Annotated in this window: 19 protein-coding genes; 11 read left to right on the plus strand and 8 right to left on the minus strand. The window is 61.7% G+C overall.

Features of this window, described 5'->3' with window-relative positions; all coding sequences use genetic code 11:
* Positions 1-661: 661 nt before the first annotated feature.
* The 4 genes from ACFR9U_RS08730 to ACFR9U_RS08745 all read left to right on the plus strand — a co-directional run bounded on the left by ACFR9U_RS08730 (position 662) and on the right by ACFR9U_RS08745 (position 4,190).
* Positions 662-1,069: a hypothetical protein gene (locus tag ACFR9U_RS08730; protein ID WP_247375285.1), complete on the plus strand. Its 408-nt coding sequence runs from the start codon at positions 662-664 to the stop codon at positions 1,067-1,069.
* A 376-nt stretch (positions 1,070-1,445) separates the two neighbouring features.
* Positions 1,446-1,895, plus strand: a complete 450-nt coding sequence (locus ACFR9U_RS08735; RefSeq protein ID WP_247375281.1) for a DUF5788 family protein — start codon at positions 1,446-1,448, stop codon at positions 1,893-1,895.
* A 64-nt stretch (positions 1,896-1,959) separates the two neighbouring features.
* Positions 1,960-3,699: a DNA polymerase/3'-5' exonuclease PolX gene (polX, locus tag ACFR9U_RS08740; RefSeq protein ID WP_247375279.1), complete on the plus strand. Its 1,740-nt coding sequence runs from the start codon at positions 1,960-1,962 to the stop codon at positions 3,697-3,699.
* A complete protein-coding gene (locus tag ACFR9U_RS08745; RefSeq protein ID WP_247375276.1) occupies positions 3,699-4,190 on the plus strand; it encodes a Mut7-C RNAse domain-containing protein in 492 nt (163 codons plus the stop codon). The genes polX and ACFR9U_RS08745 overlap by 1 nt, the downstream gene beginning before the upstream one ends.
* 65 nt (positions 4,191-4,255) lie before the next feature.
* Here ACFR9U_RS08745 and ACFR9U_RS08750 read toward each other — a convergent pair whose 3' ends face one another.
* Complete coding sequence (locus tag ACFR9U_RS08750) at positions 4,256-5,029, minus strand: enoyl-CoA hydratase/isomerase family protein (protein ID WP_247375272.1); 774 nt, start codon at positions 5,027-5,029, stop codon at positions 4,256-4,258.
* Positions 5,030-5,197: 168 nt separating this feature from the next.
* Between ACFR9U_RS08750 and ACFR9U_RS08755 the strand changes: the two genes are divergently transcribed.
* On the plus strand, positions 5,198-5,680 hold the full coding sequence (locus ACFR9U_RS08755) for a DUF5797 family protein (RefSeq protein WP_247375257.1): 483 nt from the start codon (positions 5,198-5,200) through the stop codon (positions 5,678-5,680).
* Positions 5,681-5,686: 6 nt separating this feature from the next.
* Here the strand turns inward: ACFR9U_RS08755 and ACFR9U_RS08760 are convergent, their stop codons facing one another.
* Positions 5,687-6,751, minus strand: a complete 1,065-nt coding sequence (locus ACFR9U_RS08760; protein ID WP_247375253.1) for a DUF5787 family protein — start codon at positions 6,749-6,751, stop codon at positions 5,687-5,689.
* 91 nt (positions 6,752-6,842) lie between these two features.
* Positions 6,843-7,268 (minus strand): bis(5'-nucleosyl)-tetraphosphatase, encoded by a 426-nt coding sequence (locus ACFR9U_RS08765; protein WP_247375251.1) that lies wholly within the window; start codon positions 7,266-7,268, stop codon positions 6,843-6,845.
* A gap of 106 nt (positions 7,269-7,374) precedes the next feature.
* Here ACFR9U_RS08765 and ACFR9U_RS08770 point away from each other — a divergent pair, with 106 nt between their 5' ends.
* Together ACFR9U_RS08770 and ACFR9U_RS08775 are read left to right on the plus strand one after the other, a co-directional pair.
* Positions 7,375-7,698, plus strand: coding sequence for an uS10/mL48 family ribosomal protein (locus ACFR9U_RS08770; protein ID WP_247375248.1), 324 nt, complete (start codon positions 7,375-7,377; stop codon positions 7,696-7,698).
* A gap of 46 nt (positions 7,699-7,744) precedes the next feature.
* Positions 7,745-9,031: an amidohydrolase gene (locus tag ACFR9U_RS08775; RefSeq protein ID WP_247375245.1), complete on the plus strand. Its 1,287-nt coding sequence runs from the start codon at positions 7,745-7,747 to the stop codon at positions 9,029-9,031.
* 75 nt (positions 9,032-9,106) lie between these two features.
* Here ACFR9U_RS08775 and ACFR9U_RS08780 read toward each other — a convergent pair whose 3' ends face one another.
* Positions 9,107-9,652, minus strand: coding sequence for a type IV pilin domain-containing protein (locus ACFR9U_RS08780; RefSeq protein ID WP_247375243.1), 546 nt, complete (start codon positions 9,650-9,652; stop codon positions 9,107-9,109).
* A 235-nt stretch (positions 9,653-9,887) separates the two neighbouring features.
* Positions 9,888-11,300 (minus strand): geranylgeranyl reductase family protein, encoded by a 1,413-nt coding sequence (locus ACFR9U_RS08785; RefSeq protein WP_247375240.1) that lies wholly within the window; start codon positions 11,298-11,300, stop codon positions 9,888-9,890.
* A 188-nt stretch (positions 11,301-11,488) separates the two neighbouring features.
* Between ACFR9U_RS08785 and ACFR9U_RS08790 the strand changes: the two genes are divergently transcribed.
* Positions 11,489-11,824 (plus strand): 2Fe-2S iron-sulfur cluster-binding protein, encoded by a 336-nt coding sequence (locus tag ACFR9U_RS08790; protein WP_247375237.1) that lies wholly within the window; start codon positions 11,489-11,491, stop codon positions 11,822-11,824.
* An 8-nt stretch (positions 11,825-11,832) separates the two neighbouring features.
* Here ACFR9U_RS08790 and ACFR9U_RS08795 read toward each other — a convergent pair whose 3' ends face one another.
* The 3 genes from ACFR9U_RS08795 to ACFR9U_RS08805 all read right to left on the minus strand — a co-directional run bounded on the left by ACFR9U_RS08795 (position 11,833) and on the right by ACFR9U_RS08805 (position 15,048).
* Complete coding sequence (locus ACFR9U_RS08795) at positions 11,833-12,990, minus strand: DUF5305 domain-containing protein (protein ID WP_247375235.1); 1,158 nt, start codon at positions 12,988-12,990, stop codon at positions 11,833-11,835.
* A gap of 136 nt (positions 12,991-13,126) precedes the next feature.
* Positions 13,127-14,263, minus strand: coding sequence for a signal peptidase I (locus ACFR9U_RS08800; protein WP_247375232.1), 1,137 nt, complete (start codon positions 14,261-14,263; stop codon positions 13,127-13,129).
* A gap of 200 nt (positions 14,264-14,463) precedes the next feature.
* Entirely contained in the window at positions 14,464-15,048 is a 585-nt protein-coding gene (locus ACFR9U_RS08805; protein WP_247375228.1) for a hypothetical protein, read from the minus strand.
* Between the two features lie 538 nt (positions 15,049-15,586).
* On the opposite strand from ACFR9U_RS08805, the gene ACFR9U_RS08810 reads away from it, so the two are divergent.
* The 3 genes from ACFR9U_RS08810 (at position 15,587) to ACFR9U_RS08820 (ending at position 18,641) form a co-directional block, all read left to right on the plus strand.
* Entirely contained in the window at positions 15,587-16,216 is a 630-nt protein-coding gene (locus ACFR9U_RS08810) for a DUF7344 domain-containing protein (RefSeq protein WP_428222010.1), read from the plus strand.
* Complete coding sequence (locus ACFR9U_RS08815) at positions 16,213-16,707, plus strand: hypothetical protein (protein ID WP_247375223.1); 495 nt, start codon at positions 16,213-16,215, stop codon at positions 16,705-16,707. The genes ACFR9U_RS08810 and ACFR9U_RS08815 overlap by 4 nt, the downstream gene beginning before the upstream one ends.
* A 242-nt stretch (positions 16,708-16,949) precedes the next feature.
* On the plus strand, positions 16,950-18,641 hold the full coding sequence (locus ACFR9U_RS08820; protein WP_247375219.1) for an AMP-binding protein: 1,692 nt from the start codon (positions 16,950-16,952) through the stop codon (positions 18,639-18,641).
* Positions 18,642-18,690: the final 49 nt, after the last annotated feature.

Genomic DNA, 18,690 nt, shown 5'->3' on the forward strand with positions numbered 1-18,690 from the left:
AGCTCCGCTCTGACGGCGAACCGCGCTCACTGCGTCGTCGGACTACGTTCGACTGCCTGCGGGACCTTCGGTCCCGCTCCGTTCGCGCGGATGCTGGTGGTCAGTACAGTTTGTCAAGAGAGCAATCTCGTATAGTAAGTTCGGAGGCCCAGGCCTCGTGGTCATGATTGGTCTTAGCCTACGGGGTCCGCGAGCGTCCGATCACACCCGGCGTGGTTCATCAACCGCGAGATGGCTATCACCTGGCTGCGGGCGAATCGGTCGGCTCGTCACACCCGGAACGGACGCCGATTTCTCCCTTGACGTCCGTCCCGTGTCCTTTTGGCCGGCGTAACTGAAAGTGAGTCCCCTCACCTGTAATGTCGACAGAAATAATTTATATCTCGGTTATACTTTAGGGAGTATGTCCCCTCCACTTTCACGACGAAGATTTTTCATTGGAATTCCTCTGGTAGGACTGGGTCTTTCGGGCTGTCAACGACCGGATCAATCTAATAATAACACAAACCGTACTGTGTCTGAGACGCATAATACACCGACAATGACCCCGGTTCCACGTTCCAAGTTTTCATTCGACTGGAGTGCGGCCCTTCTTCACCGAGCGGACGAATCACACCCTGCTCGAATCAGACTCAAATTGGGCAATTCAGCCGATTTCCCAGTGGAGCTTGAGTTTGGGCCGACACCTCCGTTCTCGTCGGCATTGTCTGATAGCTCAGGGTCTTCCGATCAACTGTTCCTCTATCATCCAGAGATGGGGTCAAATACTCCGCCATCAACCCCGGTTGATGGCTGTTGGCAACTGGAATCTACCCGGGAAAGAATAAAGATTGACTCTATTGCCACACCGTCGAACCTTGGGCCAGGCGATGCTGTCAGTAACAAATACGATATCTACAATATGCCCGAGAACGGGGCGTGTTTCCCAGATGGGAAATACGTCTTCGAGAGTTGGGCGTTACTCCCCCAATCAGACTATCCGTATCTGAAGCTCCGGCTCGTAGTAACTATAGAACGAAACAAGCTAGAGTCAATATCGACAAAGGAACCGGTAATCGAGGGAAGGTAATTCAACAGCTGAATATCATAACTTCGGCTACCTAAACCCGGTCGACGTCGGGAGCGCTGGACAGCCGGCCGGGGGAACTGCTCGGTATGCACGCACAATGAGCACCGGGTCTGCTGCCCGCTCGGTCAGTGCAGGTGAGCTATTAAGCGGCAAGCATTCGCGCGAACAGCGAGGGACCGAAGGTCCCTCTGGAAGCCGGCCTATGGCCGGCGACGCAGTGAACGCGATTCCCTGAACGCGTGGCGAAGCCGAGCGTTCAGCCTTTTTAGCGTAGCTTTTTGCGGCGAGTGGTGCCCGCAGGCCGGAGGCCGAGGACACCCGAGCCGGAAAAAGGTACAGCGAGGGAATTTTGCTCCTGGGACGCTCACGGTGATGTGTGAAGGAGTACGAGCGCAAACAGCTCATCGAGCGCATCGATAAGGAGGGTGCGACGGTGGGCGCGGACATCCCGGAGTCCATCGACGTGCAGGGCGAGGAGATCGACCTCCGGGAGTTCGTCTTCGAGATCAAGCGACGCGACACCGTGCCGTCCGGCGAACGCGACCGCGTCGAACAGGCCAAGAAGAACCTCCGACGCGAGCGCCTGCAGCGCCGCCAGCGGATCGAGGACGGCGACATCACCTTTGCGGAAGGTGAGGAGGTCGCGACGGCGATCATCGGCATCGATCGCGCGCTGAACGCGCTGAACAATCTCGGTCCGACCGACCTGGAGCGCGAACAGCAGGCCCAGCAGGCCGCCGACCGCAAGCGCTGGATGAAGTTCCTCAAGAAGGCGCTCGGGAACGAGGACAGCGAGAAAGGCATCGGAACCGGCCGGGGTCGCTGACAGCGAGAGCCAGACAGATGACTGCACGCTATGTCCACCGCCGAACGGCGAGCACAGGTGTACCATGAGTCGTAACGAGGAGATCGCCGGCCTGCTCGAAGAGTTCGCCGACCTCCTCGAGGCCCAGGACGTCGAGTACAAACCCCGTGCCTACCGGCGGGCAGCGGAGAACATTCGTGGCTCCCCTGCGGACGTCGAAGGCCTCGCTATGGACGGCGAAGCCGCCGTCAAGGACGTCGAGGGCGTCGGCGACGCCATCGCCTCGAAGGTCGTCGAGTACGTCGAGACCGGCGAGATCGAGGAACTGGAAGAACTCCGAGCGGAGCTCCCCGTCGACATGGGCGCCCTGACCAGCGTCGAGGGCGTCGGTCCCAAGACCGTCGGAACGCTCTACTACGAGCTCGGCGTCGAGACGCTCGAAGACCTCGAGACGGCCGCACGAGCGGGCGAGATTCAGGAGGTCAAGGGATTCGGCCCCAAGACCGAACAGAACATCCTCGACAACATCGCGTTCGCCCGCCAGGCGCACGACCGGGAACTGCTCGGTGAAGCCCGTCCGTACGGCGACCGTGTCCGCGACTACCTGGCGGACGTGCCGGCGGCCGAGGAGGTCGAACTCGCCGGCTCGATCCGGCGCTGGCGGCCGACCATCGGCGACGTGGACGTGCTGGTCGGGACGAACGACGCCGAGGCCGTGATCGACGCGTTCACGGACTGGCCACAGGCCGATACGATCATCGAGGCCGGGACGAGCAAAGCCAGCCTCCGTGCCGACGGCTTTCAGGTCGACCTCCGCGTGGTCGTCCCCGAGGAGTTCGGGGCCGCCCTCCAGTATTTCACCGGGAGCAAGGATCACAACGTCACGTTGCGCAACCGCGCTATCGACCGCGATCTGAAGGTCAACGAGTACGGGGTGTTTGACGTGAGCGAGGTCGACGCGGACGACGACCAGCGAGCGGGTGAGCGCATCGCCGGCGAAACCGAGGAAGGAATGTACGACGCCGTCGGCCTCCCGTGGATTCCGCCCGAAATGCGCGAGGATCGCGGGGAGATCGACGCCGCTGCCGCCGGCGACCTGCCGGCCCTCGTCGAGGAGGACGACGTTCGCGGCGACCTCCACACCCACACGGAGTGGTCGGACGGCCAGAACACGATCCGGGAGATGGCCGCGGGCGCCGTCGAGAGAGGGTACGACTACCTCGCCGTGACGGACCACGCCACCGGTCCCGGGATGGTCGGCGGCGTGGGCCTCTCGGACGCGGAACTGTCCGACCAGATCGACGAGGTCCGCGCCGTGGACGAGGACGTCGAGATCGACCTGCTGGCGGGCGTCGAGGCAAACATCGGCGCGGACGGCTCGGTGTCGGTCGGCGACGACGTGCTCGAAGCGCTCGACGTGGTCGTCGCGTCGCCCCACGTCAGTCTGGACGGCGACGGCACGGACCGACTGGTGACCGCGATCGAACACCCCGAGGTGGACGTCATCGGGCATCCGACGGGACGGCTGCTGAACCAGCGGAGCGGGATCGACGTCGACGTCCAGCGGGTCGCCGAGGCTGCAGCAGACCACGGCGTCGCACTGGAAATCAACAGCGATCCGCGGCGACTGGACCTCGACGGCGGCGCCGTCAAAGTCGCCCTCGAAGCGGGTGCGACGATCGCCGTCGACACCGACGCCCACCAGCCGGGCACGCTCTCGTACGTCAGGTATGGGGTCCACACTGCTCGACGTGGCTGGGCAGCAGCTGACGACGTACTCAACGCGAGCGAAACGGCCGAACTCCGCGACTTCCTCGATTCGTGATGGGCCACGAGCAGACGGACGAGGCCGACACGCCGGTCCGAGCGACCGACCGACTCTTACTCGACGTGATGCTCGGGAAACTGGCGCGGTATCTGCGGATGTGCGGGTACGACGCCGCGTACGCGCTGGATCGGGACGAAGAGGCAGACGACCGCTTGCTGGCGATGGCCCGAAGTGAGGGGCGCACGCTGGTGACTCGCGACCGGGGACTGGCGAACAGGACCAGCGACTCAGTGCTGCTGACGGCGCGCGACGTCGACGATCAGTTGCGCGAACTCAGCGACGCCGGGTACCGTCTGGCACTCGCTGACCGGCCGGCGCGCTGTGGTCAGTGTAACGGGATCGTCGAACGCGTCGACGATTCGGAGGCGACGCCGGGGTACGCGCCAGACACCTCGGAGACCGCCGTCTGGCGCTGCGTCGACTGCGGGCAGTACTTCTGGAAAGGCAGTCACTGGGACGACGTCGGAGAGACCCTCAGGACGTTGTAAATTCCCCGGTCGTCACCACCGACGCTCCCGACGCGTTCTGTGACTCACGGGCCGTCCAGCGTGTGTTACTCGAACTCCGGTTCGCGGTCCTCGACGAACGCTGCCATCCCCTCTCGCTGGTCGTGAGTGCCGAAGAGACCGCTCCACAGGCGCTGTTCGTACTGGAGCCCGTCATCGAGGTTCATCCGCTGGGTCTGGTTGAGCGCTTCCTTCGCGGCCTGGAGGGCGAAGGCGGGTTTCTCGGCGAGGTCTTCGGCCATCTCCTGGACGAACGCGTCCAGTTGGTCGTGGGCGACCACGTCGCCGACGAGCCCGTACTGGTCGGCGTCCTGCGCGTCGATTCGCTCGGCGAAGAAGATGAGCCGGCGCGCGAGTTCGTCGCCGACCAGGCGGGCGAGTCGCTGGGTGCCGCCCCAGCCGGGGACGATGCCCAGGTCGACCTCCGTCTGGCCGATGACCGCCCGTTCGCTCGCGACCCGGAGGTCGGCCGCCAGCGCGAGTTCACAGCCGCCGCCGAACGCGTAGCCGTTGACCGCCGCGATGACCGGCGCGGGGAACGTCTCGACGCGGTCCATCACCTCGTGCCCGAGCCGGGCGTACTCCTGGGCCTCGGGTACGGTGAGGTCCTGCATGTGTTCGATGTCTGCCCCGGCGACGAACGCGTCGTCACCGGCTCCCGTTACGACGAGCACACGCGTGTCCCGCTCGGCGGCTTCGTCGAGTGCCTCGTCGAGTGCCACGAGTGTCTCCCGATTCAGGGCGTTCAGCCGGTCCGGACGGTCGACGGTGATCGTGGTGATACCCGCGTCGTGATCGAAGGAGACTGTGTCCCAGTCCATGTCGGTGACTGCGACGAGCGAGGGGATAAACGCTGGCCTGGGTGTCGGTACCCTCATGGGAGGTCCCGGTCGTCTCTGTCGGTGTTCCCCTGACGTGACCGCGGGGCCGACTGTCACCCCTGGTGAGATTCAGAACACCGAAATACGTGCTTGTTGTACCCCGGACCGATGACCCTCTCGGATGAGGCCCGTGAGCGGCTCGAGGACATCGTCGCTCTCCAGCCGACGAAAAACGCGGAGCTACAGGACCGGTGGGAACTCGACAGCGGGAGCGAGGTCCACCAGTACCTTGAATCGGAACTCAAGGAGTACTACTACCGCAACGAGAACAGCCTCATCTGCGCCACGGAGGAGGCTGCCGCGCTCGTCGGCGCGGAGACAGAAACCGAGGAGGGCAAGCGCATCGTCCGCCTGCCGGAACTCCAGGCGGCGATCCTCGACGCGATCGCCGGGCCGGACGACGACCCAGAAAGCGTCGTTTCCGTCCTCCACTCGCTGCAGGAGGCCGGTCTCGATCCCGACGTGGACGACGTTCGATCCGGTCTCCGGAGCCTCTCCGACAAGGGTCTCTGCGAGCGCGTCCAGCGCACCGTCCCGACGTTCCGTCTCGCCGTGTCGCGCGACGAGCTCGCCGTCGAGGAACTCGACTGAGTTACGCTACTTCTCCAGGCCAGGTCGCTCGCGGTGGCGCTGTCGGTCGAGCAATCGTTTGATCGCTTTTCCCGGCCCGCCCTCGATCGGCCAGCCGCGCTGTCGCCAGGTCGGCGGCTCGGGTTCCCACGCGGAACAGGACCCGGAACACTCGGCCGCAGTCGGATGACAGCCTTTCGCACCGCACCACGGGAGCACGTCACCGTCCGCCGTCGCGAGCTCGAAGTGACGGCAGTCCGGTCGCATGGTGTCGGCGTAGGCGCGCCACCCGCGCTCGTAGGCTCGCTCGGCGATTTCGAGTCGCTTGTCGGTTTTCCACTCCGGGTCTGCGTACTCGAAGCGGGCCGCGGAGGCGTCGTGGTCGCCGCCGGACGGCCGCTCGGTGATGCGCGTCCCGGGGTCCTCGACGGTGAGCGTCCGTGGATTCCACGCGACCTCGGCCGTCGACCGCTCTGCGTCGACGGTCAGGATGCCAGCCTCGACGGGGATGTCCTCCAGCAGTGCCGGTTCGACGGTCGAGCCAGTGGCAGTGGTGGCGACCCACACTTCGTCGGCGAGCGCGAGCGCCACGTCGCGTTCGAGTTGCGGCGCGAGGTTCCGTGCCGCGCTGGCGTCCAGGTCCGGTTTGTTCTCGATAGCGACGATCCGTTCGACCCAGTCCGGGTAGCGCCAGTTCCGGCGGAGTTCGATCCGGCCGTTAGCGCCGCGCCGCGTCTCGACGATGCCGCGGTCGCTCGCCCGGTGGACCGCTTCTCGAACGTATCGCCACGGGTACCCGGGATACGGGAGCGCGTCGCGGTACCACTCCCAGTCGGCGGGCGCGTACCGGACGACGTCGAGAAGGTCCGAATCCAGTGCGTCGGCGCCGAAGTTGGCGCGCTGCCGAAGCGCGTCACGGTCGGCTTCGATGACGATGGTGTCCCAGCGACGGCGCTTGACGCCGAGTTGGCGGGCCACGATCGCGGTGGTGTCCGCGTCGAGCGAGTCCGCCGGTGGCCACTCGCGCTCTGCCCACTGGCAGACCTGCAACTCGAAGGTGAACTCGCTTTCCGCCGGGGACGATCGAGTCACGTGTGGATCTGGAGTGCCCGGGTTGTAACGTTTTCCGGCGCGGTCGCTAGCGACCGCGGGCGGTCACGCCACGAGTCGACGGTCCGAGCGGCTAGAACTCGGTCTCCTCGTCGATGAACTCGTGGGCTCGCTCCAGGATGGCGCGCGGGCCGTCCTGCGTGACCGTGTTGATGGCTTGTTCGTAGTCGCGCCACTGCATGTCGCGGTGTTCGTTCGAGAGTTCCGCGCTCGCTTCGAACGACTTGGCGATGAACAGGTGGACTGTCTTGTGGATCGTGTTCCCGTTGGCTTCGAACACGTAGTCGTAGTCTTCACGGAAGCCGTCAATGAGCCGGAAATCGCTGATTCCGGCCTCCTCTTTCACTTCGCGGATGGCGGTCTGCTGCAGTTCCTCGTCGCCCTCGACGCCGCCCTTGGGAAACTCCCAATCGCCGGGTCGGCTCTTGAGCAGGAGGTACTCGCGTCGGCCACGCGTATCGCGAAAGAGGATGGCTCCCGCGCTCGTGGCCTCTATCATTATCCCAATCTATTCGCGGGTTACTTAAGAGAATGTCGGAGGCCACCGTGGGCCTGTAGTCGGCAAAAGAATCCTTTTTGCCGACGGGCGTTCTCGGTCGTGGTAGATGCCGTTCGTCACCAAGCTCACGCTCAAAAGCGGCGATCGCCACAGCCTCGACGACGTGGTCGACACGATCAAGGAGTCCGCCGCGCGCAAGGGCGTCGAACTGAAAGGGCCACACCCGCACCCGCCCGACGAGAAGAACGTTCCGCAGCTCAAGGGACTGGTCGACGAACACGCGCAGTTCGACTCCTGGAACTACACCGTCTACACTCGGACCATCGAGATCGTCGGCCACGACGAGTTCGCCCGCTCGGTCGCCGGCCGGGAGTTCCCCGACGGCGTCCACGTCTCCGCCGAGATCGAACAGCAGCGCCAGATGAACTGAGCTTCCGGGGCGAACCGTTACCTTCCTGCGCTCGCTTCCCTCTCCTATGACTCCCGAGACCGAGCGCCTCGTCTCTCTGCGCCGCGAGTTTCATCGCCGACCGGAGCCCGCCTGGCGCGAGTTCTGGACCACCGCGCGCATCGTCGAAGAACTCGACGCCATCGGCGTCGACGACCTGTTCGTCGGGCCCGACGTGCTGGACGCCGAGGCCCGTATGGGCACGCCCGACGCGGACGACCTCGAGGCCTGGATCGACCACGCCCGTGAGGCCGGCGCATCCGACGACCTCCTCGACCGTCTGGCCGGGGGGACAACTGGCGCCATCGCCGTCCTCGACGGTGAGGACCCGGAGGGCGGGCCGACGATCGCCCTTCGCGTCGACATCGACGGCCTGCCCAGAGCCGAGTCCGACGCCGGCGACCACGTGCCAGCAGCCGAAGGATTTCGCTCTGAAAACGACGGCGCGATGCACGCGTGCGGGCACGACGCCCACGCGACCATCGGGATCGGCGTCATCGAAGCCCTCAAAGAAAGGGGATTCACCGGTCAACTCAAAGTCCTGTTCCAGCCCGCCGAGGAGGTCGTCGGCGGTGCCGCGCCGATGGCCGAAAGTGGCCACATAGACGACGTGGACTACCTGCTCGCGGTGCACATCGGACTCGACCACCCCACTGGGGAGGTCGTCGCGGGAATCGAGGGGTTCCTCGCCGTGAGTCACTTCCGTGCGGAGTTCGCCGGCGAGCCGTCCCACGCCGGCGGCCACCCGGCACAGGGCCGCAACGCCGTCCAGGCCATGGCCGCTGCCGTCCAGAACCTCTACGCGATCCCCCGCCACGAGGCGGGTGCGACCCGCGTGAACGCCGGCGACGTCGGCGGCGGGACGGCCGCGAACATCGTTCCCGAAGACGCCTACATCGAAGGCGAGGTCCGCGGCGAGACGACGGCACTGATGGAGTACATGCGCGAGAAAGCCGACCGCGTGCTCCGAAACGCCGCCGAGATGCACGACTGTTCGGTCGAGATCGAGACGAAAGGCGAAGCGCCGAGCGCGACGAACGACGCAGCGCTGGTCGATCTCGTCGAGGCCGTGGCTGGCACCACCGACGGCGTCGAGTCCGTGCTTCGCCACGACGACCTCGGCGGGAGCGAGGACGCGACCTACCTCATGCGCCACGTCCAGGAACAGGGCGGGAAAGCCGCCTACGTCTGCGTCGGGACCGATCACCCCGGCGGCCACCACACGGCGACGTTCGACGTGGACGAGGCGTCGCTCCCGATCGGTGTCTCGGTGCTCGCTGACGCGATTCGGCAGGTCGGTGAGCACCGTCCCTGACGACGCATCACTGGCTGAATGCGGCGACCAAGCTTCTTCTCGCCGACCCGATCGACGGCGAACTGCGAGCCAGTCTCAGGCCGTCGGTGACGTCCAGTCCGCCAACGTGAAGGATTTGCTGTCGTCCGGGTCTTCCCAGACGACCTGTGCCGAGGCGTGCTTCAGCGAGAAGGCCTCGTCGTCGAGGCTCTTACTGTACTCGCTGTCGAGGCTCTTTGCGGACACGTTCACCGCCATCCCAGCGGAAACGTCGGAAACGGAGCCCTGCTGGAGATCGTTCCATCCCACCCTCGGGTCGACAACTCCGACGCCCCCGTCAGCTGGCTTCGGAGTCGAGACGTCACTCACGGCGATCGCGATGGTGTCCGCGTTCACCGTGTCGCCGCCGTTGTGCTCTATTTTCAACGTGTGATACGGTACCTCGTTGCCGCCGATCACGTCCGTGTCCGCAGTGTACTCGAACGTGATCGCTGCCTTCGGTGTACTCGTGTTGTCGCCCGCCAGCCCCAGGAAAAACGACCCTGCCGTCGCCGCGAGCAACACCGTAATCGCAACCATGAGGATGACGCCAACGACTGGCGACACCGCTGTATCGTCTGTGATGAGTTTCGTGATGTCCATCTTCCTTCCCCCAACGTACGACCGGGTCGGCGACCCCCGTCGCCCTCCCGACCTGCGTTGCTGCGATTGCAGCACTGGAGCCGCGTTCCCCGCCGTATGTCTACTACGATAACGCCTCTCTACGTCGGTAAGTTTTGAGCAGTGTCATCCCGGCCCTTTATCCACGTTACACGTCTCGACACGGGCGCAACTTTTAATACTGAAAACAGGAACCCGAGCGTTCTCTGGTGGATTTTCAGTACTTCGGCTCTGCACCAGTGGTTTCGTAGATCTGATCCATCAGGTCATCCCGCTGCGACTGCCAGGTCTCGAATCCAGCGGGGCTGTCCGGGTAGTCGCCGTAGTGGTCGAGCAACTCGTCGGCGAGTTGCTTCGTCTGATAGAGGTCGTAGATGGTCTTCCAGTGACCGAAGCTCTTGATCGCCGTTTTCAGTTTCAGGAACGGTCCGATCTCGGCCGACCCCGAGTAGAGCGCCTCGGAGATCTGCTCGGCCGGCATCGCGGACATCAGCGCCATCAGATCGTCGAGCTCGTAGGCCGTCGTGAAGATGTTGTAGACGTCGAGCGCGGCGTAGCGGCCGCCGAAGTGATCCATGATGCGGGTGTTGTAGTCCCAGACGGCTTCCTCGGTCACGGCGCCGTCGCTGAGCGCGTCGATCGCTTCTTCGGCGGCGTACTGCCCGGCGTAGGCCGCGCCAGCGATGCCCCCGCCAGTGGTCGGGTTGACGTGTGCGGCGGCGTCCCCGACGGCGATGTAGCCCGGTGCGACCGCCGAGTCGTAGGGCCGTCGGGTCGGCAGCGCCGCGCCGAGTTTGTCCTTGACCGTGGCGTTCTTGAACTCGGGTCGGTTCCGGATGTCCCGTTTGAGGTCCTCGACCAGTTCCATCGGCTCTTCGTTCATCTGGAAGCCCAGGCCGACGTTGATCTCCGTGGGCGTCCGCGGGAAGTACCAGAGATACCCCGCCGACCGCTGGGTCGGCTTGAACACGAGCGCGTCGGACCACTCGACCGGTTCGTCGACCTCGACGACTTCGCGGTACGCCGAGGAGAACTGGGAGTAGCTCACGTTCGTGTCGAAGGTCGCGTCTTCGAAGTCGACCTTGTCCTGGAGCAGCGACAGCGACCCGGCCCCGTCGATGACGACGTCTGCTTCGTAGGTCACCGGCTCGCCCTGTCTGACGGCCTCGATCCCGGTGACGCGACCGGTTTCGTCCTGGGTGACGTCCTTGACGACGGTGTCGTAGTGGAACTCGGTGCCGGCCTTCTCTGCGCCCTCGATGATGAGGCGACCGTACTTCCAGCGGTCGATGACGGCGAGTTCGCCCGGCACTGGGATGTCAAGGACGGCGTTCTCTGCCGGGATCTCGAAGCGACCGTGGTCCACGTCCGTGTTCGTGAACGCCGGCTCGATCTGCGATTTCGGGATGCTTTTCGGGAAGTTGGATGCACCTTTCAGCGCGTCGCCGCATGCGATGTGCCCTGCCTCCGCTTCCGGTTTCCGTTCGACGATGACGACGTCGAGGCCCTCGTTGGCGATGGTGGCCGCGGCGTAACACCCCGAGGTCCCAGCGCCCACGACGACGACGTCGTACGTGCGGGTCCCGCCGCCGGCAGTCGGCGTGCCAGCGTCGGTCTCCTGTGTAGCCATGTCGAGTTCTGGTAACCCCATGGAGAAAACTCTTTATTTGCCTGGTCGCCCCCGAACGCGTGCCCGTTACGGCCGGCTGTTCACGGAAGAACGGCGACGGACCCGGTGATCGCAGTCGATATTCTGTCGCAGTTTATAGGTCAAATCGGGAATAAAGAGTTTTGTTTGGGCCTGTCATATCGCTCGCCATGACCGACTACTCCGTCGAGTTTGTGGGGACGGGCGAGACGATCACCGTCTCCGACACAGAGACGATCCTGCGCCGATGCATCGAAGAGGGGATCGCGCAGGAGTACTCCTGTCGCGTGGGGATGTGTCTCGCGTGCTCAGCGAAGATCGTCGAAGGTGACGTCACGCAGCCGGCCGCACACGGGCTGACCGACCAAGAGAAGGAAGAGTACGCGCTCACCTGCATGGCCCGACCCCAGTCCGACCTGAAACTCGACCGCGGGAAGTACCCGCCGAGCATCGAGGACGACGTCCCCGAAGCGAGCGCCGACGAGGCCGCCGCGGCCGACGACTGAAGCGATCTTTAGTTCTTTGTTCCGTCTGTCGCACCCTCTTGAGTGGTGTTTGTTACGTCGTTGGGCCCGTCTGCGTCGTTTTCTGCTTCATCGGTCCTTTTTTCCCATGCTTCACGGGAATCGTCAGTTCGAAGCTCATATCCTCGACGTTCGTACGATGACCACGACGCCGACCCCGGTTCGGGTGGTGCGCTGTAGCGGTACACCAGGTCTTCGACGGTGACCACGTACTCGCCGTCACCGTCTTCGATGACGCGACGGTTGCTGTCGATGGCGATGTCGACGAGTCCTTCGAGCGACTCCACGGGGACCACGGTTCCGTCGAGCGCATCCGCCGGTAACTGCGCACGCGTGATCCAGTCCTCGAACTCGGCACGGGCGCTCTCGTAATCAAGGTACGCCCGTTCGTGCTCGTCCAACTCTAACATCCCCCGGAACCGGCCAATTCCGAGAACGAGCAGGCCACTGAGGCCGACGACTGCCAGAGCCGGGCCACCGAGACGACGGAGCGGTCCTGGTGTTTTCGTCACCGTGACCGTCCGTTTCTGTTGCGTGGTGTTCGTGACAGTTCCCGGGTCCGCGATACGATAGATCCCTCCGTCCGGTGAAATACCGAGCGTATACTGCTGTTCGCGGGCAATCTGTTTTCCATTGACTGTGCCGTCGGTTTCAATATCGGCGACGACTTTCGTCTCAATGGTACCAGGCGTATCGCCGACCATCTTATCAAACTGTTCAGACCTGTTCGCCACCTCTGTCACGTTCTCGGAGAAGGTGAGGTTGAGAGACTCTCCCGGTGCGAGTGATGCGGTCCCCTGATCTAGTTGTTGAGTGTCCCGCCAATACTCAACAGTCGTATCCTCGGACTCGGAGTCAACGGATGCAATGATGAGTGTGAGTGTGCCGTCGACAGTCACGTTCCCGTCTCTCGATGCGGTGTAGCGGTAGCTGAACGTCCCGTTGAGTGTCGGCGTGAGTCTGCTGAAGTAGACACTTCGATTAGACAGCGTCGCCCCCTGCGGGAACACTGGATTCGACCGATTAACTGTTGCCTGGTGCGTAAATTCTCCAGTGTAAGTGGCTTCCGACCCTGGTTTCTGGTTAATTTCCGTCCCCTGTTCACCGTATGCCGTGTAGGTTATCTCTGCCCCGACGGTCGCGACCATAAACAAGATGATCGCGATGGTCGCGAACTGCGAGTCAAGGACTGCCCGTATTCGTCTCCCCCACCTGCCCATTGTTCATGCTGTATATGAATGTTCATATTGTTAACTTATTTTGTTCCCTCATCGTTCCTGATGCTTAGTCAAGAAGGTCTCTCGTTGGTGAGTCAGTGCGTGCCCGAGATCGAAGACGACCGGTTCCGAGAACGGCGATTCCGCCAAGGTAGAAGCCTCCCCCAAGAATTCCATCGATAACGAGGATCGGAAGCCACGGATGAATCCCGTACAATGTCCGGATGGTTGGCGCTGGAAGGATAGCGAGATAACGGTGCTGGACGAGGAACTCCCGGTAGTAGCCCGTCTCCGGTGGTGTCGAAAGGGTCACTGAAGCATTGACAGTCGTCTGCGGCGAAAGTTTGAGCTCTGTTGGTTCCACGGTGACTCCGTCGGTTGCTGATTCGAAGAATACCATTACTGGAATCAGTCCCGAGTTCGATACTTGGTAACCGACAGTTTCGTTCGTCCCCTGTTTGATGACACTCGGTCCTGGCGAGTCTGATTCGGCACTTACGATGCCGAATTTCTCTTGTCCAGCGGGAATGACCATCGCAGCCGTCGCTGAAATCACGATCAAAGCTGCGAACACTGCAATAAGGAGCTGCACACTTGTTCCCGAATTTCTGGACCGTTGTCTTTCTCGCGGCCGCTCCTCACTTCCACCGAGCCACAGATCTAGTAAGTAAGCGACGACCGATATTCCGAGCAAGATATATGCGAGTCCCTGGGTTCCGAGCAGTGATCTGGTTCCTAAAGCTGCGGCCAGTTCTCTCTGAACTGTTTCCAGTACTGTTTGTGAACTGGTGATGAGTGTTCCAAGATGTGGGATTGAAACCACTCTTCCACCCGACTGCCAGACAACTGCCACAACTTGTGCATTTTTAACGGGTGGCTCTTCGTTGTCTTGATCCGTGAACGGGTTGCCATCACCCTTAGTAATATATCCCTCTTTAGTCTCCCTGACAACTCGATGGGTTGTGAGCCCGCCATCGTGGAGTTCTTCGGCCTGAAAGACGACAACATCACCTTTCTCAATGTCGCCTACAATCGCTGAGGGTATCGCAATGAAGCCATCTCCCGGATTTAGTGTTGGCTCCATGCTTTCGGTCTTCACAAAGCTAAGCAGTACCGGCTGGCCAAGTATCTGGCCGACGAGTAATGCAGCTACGAATACAACTATGCACAGCTTCAGTGTGGCCCCCACCACCTCCCGTACCATGATCACATAATTCAATCAGCGCTCAAAAACCACTTACGGTTGATAAGATAACTCGTCAAGAAATTTTTCGCTCATCTCTATTACAGGCGACGAGATGCTTTCGATGCTAAGGAGTCTTCTCGCTACCTTGCGCAGGCTGACTTCAAAAGAAAAAGCTTAACAAAACGTTACCACCGAGTGAGTCTCAATTGATTAATAGACTAGCTCTCGCTCCCAAGAGGGTTGTCCTCATCTGTGACGGCGAATGTGATTTCTCCACCGGGCAAGTGAGCCTTGTCGCGAGTATCAATCATAACACCCACAAGTGTTGATTTACCCGACTCAAGACCCCCTCCACTTGCGTTGGTACTATCGTATCCCCCGAAGTCATCCCAACTGGGGTAGAAACTGTCTTCGGGATAATTACCACTGTATTCTTCGTACACCTCTTTTGGAACAAATTCCCATCTGTTGGGATTGTTCAGTCCGGTCTTATCGATGGTAATGTCAATGTCGTTCGGACCGTTATTTGTCATTCTGAACACTCCGTTAAAAGTGGTCACAGCATCTGCGTTCACGCCCTCACCACCGTTATCATTGTTAGCGAATTTCAGTTGAAGCTGTTTACCGTTGACTTGGGCGTACGGAGAGGTACCCTCGAGGCCGAGGTACGCTGACTTGTCGCCAGCAACATTAACTTGAACAGATCGGGTTGCTTCAACGCTCCCCCACGCACCTGTCCCTACTGCAGCTGCCGAACCGGCAGCGAGCGATCCTGCGCCAATTAGGAATTTGCGTCGTTCCATAGTCGTACTCTCACGCACCCACCCCCAAGGCGGGCTGCGCTCACCATGCTATCCGACCGGGATGGTGATTGTATTAACACGATTGAACACCGTTCAAAACGTGGCGGAAGCTCTTCTATGGTGGCCTATCTGTGTTCTGGCACAGCTATCGCCTCTGCAAAACCGGCCAGAGGACACCATAACATCCAATTACACTGCTATAGGTGGGGAATAACTCGACTTCCAGGAGAAACTAAGCAGTAGTATCGTATCACCGGCCGAAAAACGACCGCCTCTATATCTGAAATCAATTAGGGACTTGATTATTTTCCTGAATTCGCGCATCTAAGCCGTATGAATCCCCTCAAACCTCTTTTTCAGGTCAAACTATCGAAGGGTATATCAATGCTGTTGGATTACTAACTAGTCGCGAACGATAGTAGGTGGCATCCAAGGGTAGTGATGGGGCTCCGATAACAGCTGGCTATGTAGCCACTGCTGGCCCCATCGTCTCAGAGGGGAGGTTCCGACCGACTCATCGGTCGTGCAGGAGCTAGAAATGGGGGTAACCGTGAGTGACGCAGTACTGGAAAAAACAGGGACAGAGGGTGAACCGACGTTACAAGCCGAGGGCGCTCGTACGGCGGGCGAAGTCGTTTCGACGGACGAGGCGTTCGAGCTGTTGAGTAACAGGCGCCGTCGGTACACGCTCCACCATCTAAAACAGAGTGGTCCGCGCGTGCAGCTAGGCGACCTGTCAGAACACATCGCTGCCTGGGAGAACGGAACGACCGTCGAGGAAATAAGCGCAAACGAACGCAAGCGCGTGTACACGTCGCTCCAGTCACATCACCTGCCGAAGATGGCTGAGCGCGGGATCATAGAATACGACTCTCGCGCGGGCGTCATCGAACTGACCGACCAGGGCGACGAACTGGACGTTTATCTTGAGGTGGTCGCCGGACGTGACATCCCGTGGAGTCAGTACTACCTCGGACTGTCAGCGGTCAATGCGACGATAGTCGCCGCCGTCGCCGTCGGAGTCTGGCCGCTGAGTCTGTTGTCAGATATCGCCTGGGCAGCGTTCATCGTGACGACCGTGTTGGTGTCCGCGATCGCACACGTGTATCGTGATTCGTCGATGCAACTCGGGACGAACGAGAAACCGCCAGAACTCCGAGACACATGATCCGACTCAAACGCCTCAGTTTCGTGCTGATCCTCTCCGCCGCTCTGCTCACAGTGGGGACAGGCGGGTTCAGCGCCACGAGCATCGACCGCAGCACCGATATCTCGGTCGTCGAAGACGAACGCGCGTTTCTCGGACTCGAAGCCCACGGACGGGAACTCCCTTATGGCACCACGAGCGAGGAAACGACCCACTCGGACGTCCGACTTCTCACCATCGAAAACCAGTTCGAGAGCGACATCACCTCCCTTACGGTAACAGACGCGTCCCACGGGACGCCTCACGTTATAGGCTCGATAGAGACTCCAAACCGTCTTGAAGTTGGGTCCTCAACGACGATTTCCGCTGCTGTGGTCTGTAGCGCCAGCGGTGACGGGACCGTCGATCTTTACATCAAAGCGAGCACTGGTTCGACGACAGTCGAAAAGACGAAATCCGTCTCGGTCACCTGTTCGCTGCAACAGACGCCTGCGAACGCGAGCGAAAACTGATATTATCCAACAGACATGCACGTGAAGACGCAAGATAACTGCTTGTAGGTCGACTAGTCGCTGCTGTCCACGTGGTACTACTAACGACAACTAGTTGTATCCATACTCGGCCGGTGGGTGCGTCTGGAACCCTGGTGAAAATTCAAATCGGCATTTATCCGCGGCTTTTCGAGTAATATGCGTGGTAAATGGTGACGGAACCAACCAGGTTTAAGCAGTAGGATTCACGACATTATAGACAGATGTCAGACGCATCCGAGATACCGGAGCAGCCGTGGTTCAAGGAATACGAGCAGTTCGGGGTACCGAAGACGCTCGAGCCGTATCCCGACGAGCCGGTTCATCAGTTCCTCTACGAGACAGCCGAGGAACATCCCGACCAGGGCGTGGTGCAACTTGGGGAAAAGCACCCGTACACCGAGGTCGTCGATCACGTCGACCGACTCGCCACGGCGCTCCGCGAACGTGGGGTAGAGAAGGGGAGCCGTGTGGCAACGGTACTTCCGACATCAGCGCAGTTCATCATCGCCGAGAACGCCATCTCGCGAGCGGGCGGGGTGCACATTCCGAACGACTTCCTCGACGCCGAGGAGGACCTGATCTATCGGCTCGAACAGGGTGACCCCGAGGTGCTCATCGGGCAGGACAAGCACCGCGACCTCATCCTCTCGCTCAAAGACGAACTCGGCCTCACTGACGTCATCCTGACCGAGGTCGAGGACTACGGTCCGAACCCGCCGGCAGAGTACGACGAGGTCGAGGGCGTCGAGTGGCTCACCGAGGTCATCGTGGACACCGAGCCGAACCCGCCGGACGTCGAGTTCGACGTCGAGGAGGACGTCCACACGCTGCTGTTCACCGGTGGGACGACCGGACTCCCGAAGGGCTGCCAGCTCACGCACAGGAACCTCGTCGCCAACACGCTGCAGGGCGTCGCCGTTCAGTCTCGGATGGCGGACATGATGCGCGGCAGCGAGGCAGCGGTCATGTCGCTCCCGATGTACCACGCCTACGGCTACTCCGTGGCGCACTCGCTGGTCGAACTCGGGCTGGACCTCCTGCTCGTGCCCGACGCGCGGGACACCGAGATGATGACCGACCTCATCGAGGAGTACGAGCCGCTGGTGATGCTCGGGGTCCCGACGCAGTTCATGAACATCGTCAACGAGGACTTGGAACAGGACGTCATCGGCCTGTCCGGGTCCGCGCCGCTCGCCGACGAGACCAAAGAGGAGTTCGAAGAGAAGTCCAAGGGCATCTCGCAGGGGTACGGGCTCTCGGAGATGTCGCCGATCACGCACTTCAACGTCCGCGGGCTGCAGGACATGCTGCTCGGGCAGGACACGGCCGAGGAAGGCTTCGACAAGCCGACGATCGGCGTCCCGGCGCCCGACACGGAGATCAAACTCCGCGACGTCGACACGGACGAGGAGATCCCGATCGAGGACGCCATCGAGGAGGAACGCGAAGGCGAACTCCTCATGAAGGGGCCACAGCGCATGAAGAGCTACCTCGATCAGGACAAGGACCCCTTCGACGAGGAGGGCTACGTCTCGACCGGTGACGTCGCCAAGGTCGATCCGATGGGTCGGTTCTACATCGTCGACCGCGTGAAGAACATGATCAACGTGTCCGGCCTCAAGGTCTACTCCGAGGAGGTCGACGAGGTGCTGTTCTCCCATCCGGGCGTCCACCGGCCGGCGACCATCGGCGCGCCCGACCCGGACCGTCCCGGCAGCGAGATCGTCGTCATCTACGTCGAACCCGATCCGGACTACGACGGCGACCTCACCAAGGCGGACATCGAGGCGCACCTGGAAGGAAAGGTTCCGCGTCAGGCTATGCCCGAAGAGGTGCACATCGTCGACGAGATCCCGCTGACGGACATCGGCAAGACGGACAAGCAGCAGCTCAAGGAACGACACGAGGACTGAGCGCGACGCTCGCGCGTCGCGGGTTTCGCCCGTTATATTTCGGCAGTAA

Origin of the sequence: Halorientalis brevis, assembly GCF_042678165.1 — an archaeon.
In the GTDB taxonomy this organism is placed as follows: Archaea; Halobacteriota; Halobacteria; order Halobacteriales; family Haloarculaceae; genus Halorientalis; species Halorientalis brevis.

What these genes read in the sequence shown, in the direction of transcription:
- polX (WP_247375279.1), top strand. Translation starts at nt 1,960, where the DNA reads ATGAGTCGTAACGAGGAGATCGCCGGCCTGCTCGAAGAGTTCGCCGAC.
- ACFR9U_RS08745 (WP_247375276.1), top strand. Translation starts at nt 3,699, where the DNA reads ATGGGCCACGAGCAGACGGACGAGGCCGACACGCCGGTCCGAGCGACC.
- ACFR9U_RS08750 (WP_247375272.1), bottom strand. Translation starts at nt 5,029, where the DNA reads ATGGACTGGGACACAGTCTCCTTCGATCACGACGCGGGTATCACCACG.
- ACFR9U_RS08755 (WP_247375257.1), top strand. Translation starts at nt 5,198, where the DNA reads ATGACCCTCTCGGATGAGGCCCGTGAGCGGCTCGAGGACATCGTCGCT.
- ACFR9U_RS08765 (WP_247375251.1), bottom strand. Translation starts at nt 7,268, where the DNA reads ATGATAGAGGCCACGAGCGCGGGAGCCATCCTCTTTCGCGATACGCGT.
- ACFR9U_RS08770 (WP_247375248.1), top strand. Translation starts at nt 7,375, where the DNA reads ATGCCGTTCGTCACCAAGCTCACGCTCAAAAGCGGCGATCGCCACAGC.
- ACFR9U_RS08775 (WP_247375245.1), top strand. Translation starts at nt 7,745, where the DNA reads ATGACTCCCGAGACCGAGCGCCTCGTCTCTCTGCGCCGCGAGTTTCAT.
- ACFR9U_RS08780 (WP_247375243.1), bottom strand. Translation starts at nt 9,652, where the DNA reads ATGGACATCACGAAACTCATCACAGACGATACAGCGGTGTCGCCAGTC.
- ACFR9U_RS08785 (WP_247375240.1), bottom strand. Translation starts at nt 11,300, where the DNA reads ATGGCTACACAGGAGACCGACGCTGGCACGCCGACTGCCGGCGGCGGG.
- ACFR9U_RS08790 (WP_247375237.1), top strand. Translation starts at nt 11,489, where the DNA reads ATGACCGACTACTCCGTCGAGTTTGTGGGGACGGGCGAGACGATCACC.
- ACFR9U_RS08795 (WP_247375235.1), bottom strand. Translation starts at nt 12,990, where the DNA reads ATGGTCGCGACCGTCGGGGCAGAGATAACCTACACGGCATACGGTGAA.
- ACFR9U_RS08800 (WP_247375232.1), bottom strand. Translation starts at nt 14,263, where the DNA reads ATGGTACGGGAGGTGGTGGGGGCCACACTGAAGCTGTGCATAGTTGTA.
- ACFR9U_RS08805 (WP_247375228.1), bottom strand. Translation starts at nt 15,048, where the DNA reads ATGGAACGACGCAAATTCCTAATTGGCGCAGGATCGCTCGCTGCCGGT.
- ACFR9U_RS08810 (WP_428222010.1), top strand. Translation starts at nt 15,587, where the DNA reads ATGGGGGTAACCGTGAGTGACGCAGTACTGGAAAAAACAGGGACAGAG.
- ACFR9U_RS08815 (WP_247375223.1), top strand. Translation starts at nt 16,213, where the DNA reads ATGATCCGACTCAAACGCCTCAGTTTCGTGCTGATCCTCTCCGCCGCT.
- ACFR9U_RS08820 (WP_247375219.1), top strand. Translation starts at nt 16,950, where the DNA reads ATGTCAGACGCATCCGAGATACCGGAGCAGCCGTGGTTCAAGGAATAC.